Source organism: Synechococcus sp. BSA11S, assembly GCF_014224355.1.
In the GTDB taxonomy this organism is placed as follows: domain Bacteria; phylum Cyanobacteriota; class Cyanobacteriia; order PCC-6307; family Cyanobiaceae; genus Regnicoccus_A.
This window is the reverse complement of sequence record NZ_VNWP01000032.1, coordinates 1-11,151: the sequence shown is the minus strand read 5'-3', so window position 1 is coordinate 11,151 and position 11,151 is coordinate 1. Positions and strand designations below refer to the sequence as shown.

Genomic DNA, 11,151 nt, shown 5'->3' with positions numbered 1-11,151 from the left:
ACCGCTGGCTACGTCGCTATCTGGGGATCTATAACGGCAACAGGTGCCACATGGCTCTCGGTGGCCTCACGCCTCAGCAGTCCCTCCAGCGACTGCTGATCGCTGAATGACCTGGTGAGAAAACACATCTAGCTATTATTTCCGGGACGTTACACTAGCGATAGTTTAGAGTTCTACTTATTTGCATGGATACCTGAGGGATCCGCCAAAGAAAGTTGAGCTACCATACTTAAGAGTATCACATAACACAAGGATTTGTGAGTTTGCCATCTAATGCTGCATGGGGATTGGCGCATCACGGTTATCTATGATCTTACTGCAGGGTGCGCGCGTAGTACATTCTCCTTGTAGCCAAACTGATTAGGATCTAGACCCCTATGACTCCATATCTCACAAATATCATTCATGACACTATTTGAGATCTTTCCGTACGCTCGTTTGTGTATTCCAAAGATTTTCTGCTTCCCTTTCAGTACACGCTCCCTAGCCGCCTTGATAGAATTGAAGTCGTCAACACTTGACTCCCATACCACAGAGGAAATCTCTTCTGATCTAATGAGTATTGATGCATCAAAGTCTTGGTGGCTGCGCAGATATGCCGCGTACAAATAAAACTCAGCAGTGTTCAGATCATTGATGAACAGTTCGGGAAAGTTTTTGTGATACCGCTTTTCAAGATCATGCATCATCTGGGTTACCTCCCTACTGCCAAGAACAAAAGGAGTTACCGCCCCAAGCGACTCATCGATGTATTGACTATAGTCCAGCTGATATACACGGTGTGCATTGATAAATGCTTTTCCAAGGATGCTGTCAATGTTCTTAAGCTTTGATCTTTCAGACCTGACGGCATAAATGGGCTTACCATTATTCAAGAAATCCGCTGCAGAGCTATAGTTTACGAAATGATTTTTGCAATCCAGGGTGAGTGAATAATCACTTTCGGCTAGTGATGCGGCCTTGAGCTTAAGAACTTGCTGGAGGTACCAGCCTCGCCCTTTGATTCCGGCCCCAAGAAGGGCTGATTGACTGAGATATATTATAAATGGAGACAGTTCGGTTAATGCCATATCGACGGACTTCTGGATTTCCTTACGAAGCTCAAAGTCCCCTTGTATTGCTATGTAGATCTTGTGCAAGCCCTCCAGTTTAAAAAGCATATTGATGGACTGAAGCAAAAAAAGCAATTCTAAAACTTCCTTGTCGTAGACAACGACAACAAGAGAGATCTTATTGCTCATCTCTGGTTTGGCGATTGTTGTAAATGGGTCATCATGAGCTCGGGCCCGAGATGGGCACTTGCTTCTGTGGAATATATGTGCTCAGCCATTGTTAACTCTGGGCGTGAGTGGATCAAGCTTACTGTATCATCCCTAAGACAAGCTCTAGATTAGGAAGTGACTCCTGAGGTGCTCCGTGGCGCTTAGCCATAAGATCCCTCCGCGTCTTCCTCTCACGGGGAACGGTAGCGCTGGGTGACTTACTGAAGACCCATGGCTCATACCGTCCCGACCTCATGTCGACTGCCGTGCCGTGCTAGACCCTCGGCCACCTGTCGCGCCAGATCCACCAGGTGGTGCAGGTTGCTCTCCGACTGAGCGGACTCGAGGAAATCCTGCGGCTCGGGAGAGTCTTGCTCATCCATGCAGGCAATCGCCTGCCGCACCGGAGCGAACAGCCAATCGAGCGCCTGTCGTTCACTCCCGTTGAGCAGTTCCTCCCCATCCCCTTCAACCGATTGTTGTTTGCACTCAAAACAGCCAAGCTTCCATGGCTCCTCATGCAGCAACTGTCCCGGCAACTCCTCCACCCGCTCCCGCCAGGCCTCCGGCTGCGCCATGTTGAACACATGCTTCTCCGGCAGATCCATCGGCTCGAGCGCCAGAAAGGGATTCGGCGCCAGACCCAGGAAGCCGCTCACCTCCTCCAGCACCTCGGCCCGGCACTGCACCAGACGGCTGAAGCTCACCAGCTTCAGCTGGCCCACCGGCGCGGCCGCCAGGGGAATCGCCAGCGACTGCAGATAGATATCACACAAGTTGGACAGCGAGCCATCCGCCAGGCGCCAGGCCTCCGGATAGTGGGCCATCATCCGCCGCGTGGCGGCGATCTGCTCCAATGGATCCCGCACCATCAGCACCGCCTGGTGCTGGGGCAGTGAGCGAAACAGCACATCCGCCACCAGCGGCAGCGTGCAGGAGCGCTCCAGCACGTTCACAGCGCCATAGGCCCGCGAGAAAGCCATCGCCTCCTTCGGGGTGAGGGCTTGCACCGCCCGGAACCAGGCCTCCAGCAGCGTATAGGAGCGATCGGTTTTGATCGCCTGATCCAGGCCCCTTGGCTCCAGGTCGTTCGCCTTCACCAGCGGATGCTGTGGCCGGTGCTCCGCCAGGGCTAGCCGCAGCTCGGCGCCATCGCGCCGCAGCACCGGATCAGGCCCGAAGCAGGCGATGAACTGGAACAGGAAGTGGTTCTCCGGAATGCCGAAGAAGCTCAGGTATCGGCAGAGCTGGCTCTGCAGCAGGGTGCCGCCGGAGCGCGCCGGCCCCAGGATCGACACCAGGTTGATCCGCGGCTTCTCCGGGCCGATCCCCTCCCTGCCCACATACACCGGTGTGGGGCAGCGCTGCCGGAACGCTGTGGCGGCCTCGTCCCACGCCGCCTCCGGATGCCGATGCGGGAACTTGGCGTTGGAGGGGGGCAGTAGGCCGGCCGCCAGGAAATGGCCCGCATACCAGCTCTCGAAAAACACCGTAGCCGCCTCGCTCCAGCCGCAGCGGTGGCTCGCCATCAGCTGCGCAAAGGCCACCCGGTCGCACTGCGGCGCGAACAGCCGCGGCATCTGCGCCCACAGGGCCAGGGTGCTGAAGGCGGGCGCGAACAGCACGATGCAGCTGGTGTCGACATGGCGGCGGGTGCGCTCCTCCTCCGGCAGGCAGGTGAGCCGGCGGCCGTCGGGAAACACGATGTGCCGCCCGCTGAACACCACCTCCCAGTCGCCCTGCTGCTGGGTGGCGATGGCCCGCTCCAGGTGCTCGGGGGCGAACCAGTTGTCGGCATCGAGAAAGGCGATGGCATCGAAGCCCTCGTTCATCGCCGCCAGCCCGCCGAGGCTGCGGGGGGTGTTGCCGTTGTCGGCATGGCCCACCCCCAGCACGATGTGGCGGCAGTCCCAGCCGGCCACCTCGGCGTGGCCCGGCCCATCGGCCACCAGCACATGGGTGCAGGGCACCGTCTGGGCAAGCACCGACTCATGGCAGCGGCGCAGCACCTCCACCGGCTCGTTGTGGTAAGGCGTGACCACCGCCACGCGCCAGGCCCGCTGCGGGGCAGGGTCATGGTCTTCGACCTGGGCGGTGGCGGCGGGCGTGGCATCCGGCAGGCCGAGGGCCTGGCGGTAACGCCGCAGGTAGTGCGCCGGTGGGAAACCCGCTGCGTCCTGGGGCAGCGACTCGAACAGTTGCTGGCCATTGCGCGCGATCCACAGCCGCTTGTCCACCGTGTTGGAGCCGTGGCCGATGCAGGTGAGCGTGCGGAAGGGGTCGAGCTGACGCAGCGGCGTGGTGAACTCCTCCAGAAACGACGCCTCCTCTGCCTTCTCGGCATCCGGGTCAAAGTGATGCCCGGCCTCCACGTAGCTGCGCCGGTAGGCCAGCGTGTTGGCCGTGGCCCGGGTGGGCCCGTAGAAGGGCGTGAGCCAGCGGCTGCCCTCCGGCAGCAGCAGCAGCGGCAGGCGGCTGCAGCCCACCACCGCCACGTCGTCGGCGAGGGCTTCCACAGCTTCGCGGACGCGGCAGCGGGGGTAGTAGTCGTCGTCGTCGAACAGCACCAGCACCTCGCCGCTGCTGCGCTCGTGGCAGAGATTGCGCTTGGCACCGATCGGCAGTCGTGTATCGAGCGCTACATCCACCACCGAAATGCCGGCCTCCCGCACGCGAGAGAAATCGGGCGGATCGCCGTGCGTCGAGTCATCAACCACGACCCATTCCAGCCGCTCGGCCGGATAGTCCTGCGCGATCACGCACTCCATCAGCAGCGGCAGCAGATGCCGCCGGTTGTGGGTGATCGTGCAGAGGGAGACGGTGGGCAGCTGCGGAACCAGCTCAGTCATGGCTTCACAGCGCTGCTGGCCGGCGATGCAAGTTGTGGTTGATACCACGCCAGTGAAAAGCCAGTCAAGCAGCGGACTTTGCAAGCTGTATCCTGAGCTACAAAATGCGGATCGCGCACAAGAAACCCCTACCCATGTGGCAAGACCCTGACAGGAAATCGGGAGAGAACTCAGACGAAGTTGACTTTGAGCATCCAGACGTGTAGAATTGCATGGAAAACCTTTTTATCTGGAGGTCCTAATCCATGGGTCATTTCACCCAACTCAACGACGACGACGCCGAGCTGCTTGCGGGTGGCAAAAAGCCAGCAAATGCGAGCACTGCCTACGACGGCAGCAATTACGGCCAGTACACAAAGTTCACTGACCCCGCATCCCAAGGGAATCCCAGCACCCTGTGATTTCTTTACATCTCTATTTTTTTTAATAATAGAGGCGGGGCCAACCCGCCTTTTTTATTGGCTATTGGCCCACGAAGATCCGCGTCTTGCGCAGCACGAAGCGCATCAGCGTCTCCTCCCGGGTCACGATGTCCGCCTGCAACGGCATGCCGATCTTCACCTCACAACGCCGTGACTGACTGGTGAGGAAGGTCTGCTCCGGCTTGAGCGTCACCTCGTAGAGCTGGCTTGAGCCCACCGCCGTGCCCTCTGTGCCCAGCGTTCCGCCCCCCATGGGCAGGGCATCGGGAGAAACCGCCACCACCTCCGCCCTCAAAGTGCCGAAATCCGGGTAGGGGCAGCCCGCAATCCGCAGGTCAGCCTGCTGCCCCGGCCGCACGGTTTCCACGTCCTCGCTGCGCACGTTCACCTTCACCAGGCGCTCCGCATTGGACGGCGTGATCATCGCCAGCTCCTGGCCGGCGGCGATCGTCTGCATGGCGTTGCTCACCTGCAGACGGAACACGATCCCCGACACCGGTGCCCGCACCGTGGTCTTGCCCAGGTTGCGCCGCGCCTCCGCCGAGGTGGACACGATCGCGGCGATCTCCTTCTCCAGCTCCGCCTCTCGGTTCTGGGCCTGCGAACGCACGTCGGAGAGGTTCTCCACAGCCTGCTCCAGGGTGGCCCTTGCCTGGTTCAGATTGGCCAGTTTCCCCTCGTACAGGCTCATCGAGGCCGCACCCTCCTGCGCCAGTCCCTCGTAGCGGTCGAATTCTGACTGGGCAAATCTCAGAGCCGACTCGGCTTTCTCCACCTCCAGCTTCGCCTTGGCCGCCTCCGCCTCCGCCTGGGCCAGCTGCGCCTTCACCTGCCGGGCCAGCGCCGACTGGCTCTGGTCGTACTGAAACACCTCGCCGCGCAGGCGGCTGCGATCGAGGGTCACCATCGGCTGGCCCGCCTCGATGCTCTCGTTGGTGCTCACGTCGATCGACACCACCCTCCCCTCGAACGGGGCATTCACCAGCACCTGCTCACCCGCGGGCCGCACAGACCCCTGGGCGCGCACCACAACTCGGTAGGGGCACACCACCATGAAGCCCACCCCGAGCGCCACGCTGGCCACCACAGCCGTGGTGCCGATCCGCAGCCAGGGCCTCACCGAAGGGACATAGTCCTCCAGGTCGAGCTTCGGCAGCAGTTCGGCTGGCACATCCCTGGCGGGCACGAAGGCTGCCACCTCGGCGCCGGGTCGGCGCACCAGCGGCACCTGATCGCGGCGGGATTCAGTGGGAGGCTGCGGCATGCAGAGAGGGTGGCAGGAAACGGTCGAGGGCAGGAACCTTGGCCCGGTCCGCGTCGGAGATCGGCCCCTTGTAGAGCAGATTGCCGTTTTCAAGGTAGAGCAGCCAGTCACAGCAGGCGATCACACTGGGCCGGTGGCTGATCAGCACCGTGGTTCGGCCGCGCCGCTGCTTGAGCACATTCTCGAGCACCTTGCCCTCCAGCACCGGATCGAGGGCACTGGTGGATTCATCCAGGATCAGATAGGGCGGATTGCTGATCAGGGCACGGGCGATCGCCAGCCGCTGCTTCTGCCCTCCGGAGAGGTTGGAGCCGAATTCACCGAGGTTGGTTTTGTAGCCATTCGGCAGATCCACGATGAAGTCGTCGGCCATGGCCAGCTTGCAGGCCTTCACGATCTCCTCGTAACTCGCCTCCGGATGGGTGAAACGGAAGTTCTCCAGAATCGAACGGTTGAACAAGTGCGAGTCCTGCGTCACCAGGCACACCTGCTCCCGCAGGCAGTCCAGGGCGATGTCCCCCTGGAAGGCAACCCCATAGCGGATCGTGCCGTTCACCGGTGGGTACATGCCGCCGATCAGTTTGGCCAGCGTGCTCTTGCCGCTGCCGGAGCCCCCCACCAGGGCCGTCACCTGTCCGCCGGGGATCCGGGCATTGAGGTTGTTGAGGGCGTTGCGGCGGCCGGGGTGTGCATAACTGAGCTTGCGCAGCTCGATCGGCTGGCGACCATCCAGCTCGATCCAGCTTTTCTTCTGCACATCCTCCTCCTCCGGCTTGGCCTCGAGCACATCACTGAGGCGCTTGAAGATCGATCGGTCGGCCAGCACCTGCACCAGGAAGCGGGAGGCTTCACGGAAGAAGGTGAGCACATTCATGCCCAGGCCTGTGAACGCCAGCAGCTGACCGATGGAAAGACTGCCCGCCAGCACAAACGTGCTGCCATACACCAGCAGACCGATATGCAGGAAACTGGAGAGCATGGCGATCGACCCATCACTGAGCAACCTCACCTGACCCTCACGCCAGCTGAGGTTTCCCAGCTCACCGAAGTTGGCCTGGTATTCATCCCACGCCTGCTGGCCGGCATTGGTGGATTTGAGCAGCTGGGCGCCGCGGAAGAATTCCACCAGCAGCGCCTGATTGTCGGCGTTCTTACGGATCTGCTTGCCCGCGATCGCATACATGGGGGGCAGGAAGGCCATCTGCACGCCCACGATCAGCACATAGGCTCCCAGCGACACCAGGGTGAGCGGGGTGGAGTAGATGACCATCACCACCAGGGAGATCACCGCCACAAAGAAATCCGAGGGCAGATCCACCAGCAGGGCGTTGAACATGCCGTTCACCCGCTCCATGTCGTTGATGCGGCTGAGGATGTCGCCGCTGCGGTGGGTGTCGAAATACTTCATCGGCATCCGCAGCAGCTTGTGGCCGTATTCGAGCAGCAGCCCCAGCTCCAGCCGCTCGAAGAAATAGGTGGAGATCTTGCCCTGCAGGAAATTTATCAGCGTGCGGAAGGCATAGATGGCCACCATGCCGATGCCCAGCACCCCCAGCAGCTGGGCATCGCGGCGCACGAGGATGTCGTCGGTGAGCACCTGCATCAGCAGCGGGATGCCGAGCCCGATCAGGCCGATGGCCATGTTGAGCGCCATCGCCCGCATCACCAGCCCGCCGTAGGGTCGCGCCAGGCGCAGCATCCGCCCCACGAAGTGGATCTTGCTTCTGTCGTCCGGCTGCTGGCGCAGCCGAGCCATGTCCGGCGAGAGGGTGAGCAGCACCCCATCGCCCCAGGCCTCGAGGAAGTCCCGGTGGCGCAGGCGCTGCACCCCCTTGCCAGGGTCTGCAATCACCACGTGTCGGCGCTGCACCGCGTAGAGCACCACCCAGTGGTTGCACTCCCAGTGGAGGATCGCCGGCAGCTCGATCTGGTGCACGTCGCGGAAGAACGTCTCATCCACGTCCGTGCGCAGAGCCCGGCAGTTGAAGCCCAGTTCGTCGGCGCCCCGCCGCAGGCCCAGCAGCGTGGTGCCCTGGTGGCCCGTGCCCACCAGGTGCCGCACCAGCGGGATCGACACCTTCTTGCCGTAGTGGCGGGCGATCATGGCCACACAGGCCGCGCCGCAATCCTCTTCGCTGTGCTGCTCGACGAAAGCGTAACGACGCATCCGCGCTCGGCTTCAGAGTTGGGATGCTAGAGGCTGCCTCAGCCAGACACCGCAACAACCGCGTCAGACTCCCAGCCATGAGCGACACCATCCGTGCCACGGAGACCCCGACCCGCAGCCCCGGCGGTGCCGCGGTGATCGAGAAGGAGGTGCAGCGGGTGCGCAAGCCCTCGCCCCGCTACAAGGTGCTGCTGCACAACGACCCCGTCAACTCGATGGAGTATGTGGTCACCACCCTGCGCCAGGTGGTGCCCTCCCTGAGTGAGCAGGACGCCATCGCCGTGATGCTCGAGGCCCACAACACCGGCGTGGGTCTGGTGATCGTCTGTGATCTGGAGCCGGCCGAGTTCTACAGCGAAACCCTCAAGGCCAAGGGCCTCTCCAGCACGATCGAACCGGAGAGCTGAGTGCCAAGGCGCGCCTGGCTGGGCTGGATCAGCACCCTGCTCTATCTGCCGCTGCTCTACGGCCTCGGCTGGCTGACGGTGCAACCCTTTGCGGCTGCCGGCCTGCTCAGCGGTTGGCGACCCGATCAGGTCGCCCTGCTGGGCACGGTTCTGTCCTTTGCCCTGCTGCTGATCACCCTGCCGCTGCGCCTGAACACCGTGTGGAGGGAGCGCCGGCCCTGGCACGCCCTTGGGGTGGCCATGGGCTGGGGCGTGGGCCTGCGCTCCCTGCTGCGTGGCCTGATCAAAGCGCTGCTGCTGCTGCTGGTGGTGGTGGGGGTGCTGCTGATCAGCGGCCAGGCCCGCTGGAGCGGTGGACTGATCACGCCGGTGGAGATTCTCAATGCCGTGCTCTTGATCCTCGGGGTCGGCTTCGCCGAAGAGCTGGTGTTCCGGGGCTGGCTCTGGGGCGAGCTGAACCAGCGCCTGGGCTGGGGGCCGCGAGCGGATCAGAAGGCCCTGATCGCCCAGGCGGCGGTGTTCAGCCTGGCCCACACCCGCTTCAACCTCGGCCTCGGGCCGATGGCGGGCTTGCTGGTGGGCCTGCTGCTGCTTGGTCTGGCCCTGGGGCTGCAGCGGCGGGCCGATGGCGGCTGCCTCTGGGGCGCCGTGGGGCTGCATGGCGGCCTGGTGGGGGGCTGGTTCTCCCTGCTGTCCGGGCCACTGGAGATCAACCCCGGCGTGCCCCTCTGGCTGGCCGGGCCCGGCGGAGCCGATCCCAACCCGATCGGTGGCCTGCTGGGCTGGGCCGCTCTGGCGGGCCTGCTCTGGGTGCGGCGGCGCTTCTGGTGAAGAGGGCTGAGCGCGCTGCTCAGCGCACCGCTGTGGCCAGGGCCTTGCGGCCCTCCACCGGCGCATGCAGCGCCTCCTCCAACGGAGCCATGCCGTAGTCGCGCTCGAGCAGGGCCATCACGGTGCGGCCGAAATCGCCCGGGTTGGTTTCGAAGGCCTCCAGGCAGATCCGGCCGAACACGCTGCCCATCGGCTCGGGGTTCCAGAGCAGCTTGCGGGCCGTCCAGGGCATCATGCTCATCGGGTTGTAGCCGGGCTCGAGCAGCCCCTGCTCGAAGCCGTATTGCTCGAGATGGGTGTGGGGCTGAAGGCCGATGAAGAAGATGGCCGGCTCCACCTTGTCGGCCCCGAAGATGCGCTCCAGTTCGCGGTGATAGGCCACGGTCTGACGGATCGTTTCGGGGCGCTCGTCGATCACGTTGAAGGAGTAGTTCACCGACACGTGCTCGCGGAAGCCAGCCCGGGCCAGCAGACGGCAGTTCTCGAGCACGGTGCGCAGGTTGTAGCCCATGCGCATCTTGCGCACGAGCTCCTGGCTGCCGGAGGTGATGCCGATCTCGAAGTAGTCCATGCCCGTTTCCACCATCAGTTCGGCCAGCTCGGCGTCGAGGTTGTCGGCGCGGATGTAGGCCGCCCAGCGGATGTCGTTCATGCCCGCCGCCAGGATCGCCCGCAGCAGCTGCTTGGCGTCTTCGATGTAGCGGCGGGCCGGAATGAACTGGGCATCGGTGAACCAGAACCCGCGCACGCCGCGGTCGTAGAGCTGGCGCATTTCCGCCACCACCTCCTCCACCGGATTCACCCGCACCGCTTTGCCTTCCACCACGGTGTACACGCAGTAGCAGCAGTTGTGCGGACAGCCGCGTTTGGTCTGCACGCCCACGTAGAAGTCGCCGCCATCGAGATACCAGTCGAGCTGGGGCCAGATCGAGGCGATGTAGGTGTAGTCGCAGGCGGTCTTGATCACCCCCTCGGGCTGCTCATGGATCAGTCCCTGCCGCGGCGGCTCCCCCACCACGTAGCAGCGCTCGGAAGCCAGGGAGCGCCCACTGATCAGCTTCTCCAGCAGCGGCTCCCCCTCCCCCACCGACACCACGGTGCCCGCTGGCAGGCTCTTGCCCAGCTGCTCATAGAACACGCTCACCGCCCCGCCGCCGATCACCACCCGGGCCTCGGGATGGAAGCGCCGGGCCCGGCGCAGACCGCGGCGCACCAGGCGCAGATTGCGCCAGAGCTCGCCATAGAAGGCCCCCATCAGGCGCAGGCCGCCGAAGGCCCCACGCAGTCGATGCAACGGATTGGAGGAATAGAACACCTCGAAGGAGTTCTGCAGGGGGTTGCCGCCGCGGCCATCCACCGGGGCATAGATCTGGATGTCGCGCCAGGAGAACACCAGCAGGGTGGGGCGGAAGGCTTCGATCGTGCGCAGCAGCACCCGCTCCACATCGAGCAGGGGCAAGGCCGCCAGATCGAGGATGCGCTGGGGAAGCCCGGGAAAACGCTTGTGCAGGTGATCGGCCAGGTACACCGGCCCGATCGGGAAAATTGGATTGCAGGGCAGGCGGATCAGCAGCACCCGCTCATCGGGGGAGGGCTTCGCCGGCGGGTTCGAGTCCAACTGCTGAAGCGGCCGCGCCATCGGATCTCACAGGCCAGCTCGGACGCTAACAAGCGTGCACCCGGGGCAGCGCCTCCAACAGATCCTGCGCCCGCCCTCCAGCGGAAGCAAACCTTAAGCGGTTCACACATCCTGCAATGGTCTGTTACATTGTGTCAGGCGAAGGGCTTTCGGGCCCACCGAACGGGTTTCCCGCTCCGGCATTTCGTCCTACCTAACCGACCCCTCCGGGGGCCTCTTACCTCGCTCTCATGACCACCACCCTTCAGCAGCGCCAGGGCGCGTCTGCCTGGAGCCAGTTCTGCGAGTGGGTCACCTCCACCAACAACCG

8 protein-coding genes are annotated in these 11,151 nt (G+C 63.2%); 3 read left to right on the top strand and 5 right to left on the bottom strand.

The annotated features are described in order from the left end of the window. Window positions 1-305: 305 nt before the first annotated feature. Entirely contained in the window at window positions 306-1,241 is a 936-nt protein-coding gene (locus FPZ61_RS14890) for a DUF6492 family protein (protein WP_185467410.1), read from the bottom strand. Window positions 1,242-1,498: 257 nt separating this feature from the next. Next, on the bottom strand, window positions 1,499-4,111 hold the full coding sequence (locus FPZ61_RS14885) for a glycosyltransferase family 2 protein (protein WP_185467409.1): 2,613 nt from the start codon (window positions 4,109-4,111) through the stop codon (window positions 1,499-1,501). 245 nt (window positions 4,112-4,356) lie between these two features. Here FPZ61_RS14885 and FPZ61_RS14880 point away from each other — a divergent pair, with 245 nt between their 5' ends. Further along, entirely contained in the window at window positions 4,357-4,512 is a 156-nt protein-coding gene (locus tag FPZ61_RS14880; RefSeq protein ID WP_185467408.1) for a hypothetical protein, read from the top strand. Between the two features lie 61 nt (window positions 4,513-4,573). Here the strand turns inward: FPZ61_RS14880 and FPZ61_RS14875 are convergent, their stop codons facing one another. Continuing rightward, entirely contained in the window at window positions 4,574-5,797 is a 1,224-nt protein-coding gene (locus FPZ61_RS14875) for an HlyD family secretion protein (protein ID WP_185467407.1), read from the bottom strand. Then, window positions 5,778-7,964, bottom strand: coding sequence for a peptidase domain-containing ABC transporter (locus FPZ61_RS14870; protein WP_185467406.1), 2,187 nt, complete (start codon window positions 7,962-7,964; stop codon window positions 5,778-5,780). The genes FPZ61_RS14875 and FPZ61_RS14870 overlap by 20 nt, the downstream gene beginning before the upstream one ends. Before the next feature lie 77 nt (window positions 7,965-8,041). Here FPZ61_RS14870 and clpS point away from each other — a divergent pair, with 77 nt between their 5' ends. Both clpS and FPZ61_RS14860 read left to right on the top strand, forming a co-directional pair. Beyond that, window positions 8,042-8,371 carry an ATP-dependent Clp protease adapter ClpS gene (clpS, locus tag FPZ61_RS14865; protein WP_185467405.1) on the top strand — a complete coding sequence of 110 codons (330 nt, stop codon included), beginning with the start codon at window positions 8,042-8,044 and terminating at the stop codon, window positions 8,369-8,371. Then, window positions 8,372-9,202 (top strand): CPBP family intramembrane glutamic endopeptidase, encoded by an 831-nt coding sequence (locus FPZ61_RS14860; protein WP_185467404.1) that lies wholly within the window; start codon window positions 8,372-8,374, stop codon window positions 9,200-9,202. A gap of 19 nt (window positions 9,203-9,221) precedes the next feature. Here FPZ61_RS14860 and FPZ61_RS14855 read toward each other — a convergent pair whose 3' ends face one another. After that, window positions 9,222-10,841, bottom strand: coding sequence for a photosystem II high light acclimation radical SAM protein (locus FPZ61_RS14855; protein WP_185467403.1), 1,620 nt, complete (start codon window positions 10,839-10,841; stop codon window positions 9,222-9,224). Between the last annotated feature and the right edge of the window lie 310 nt (window positions 10,842-11,151).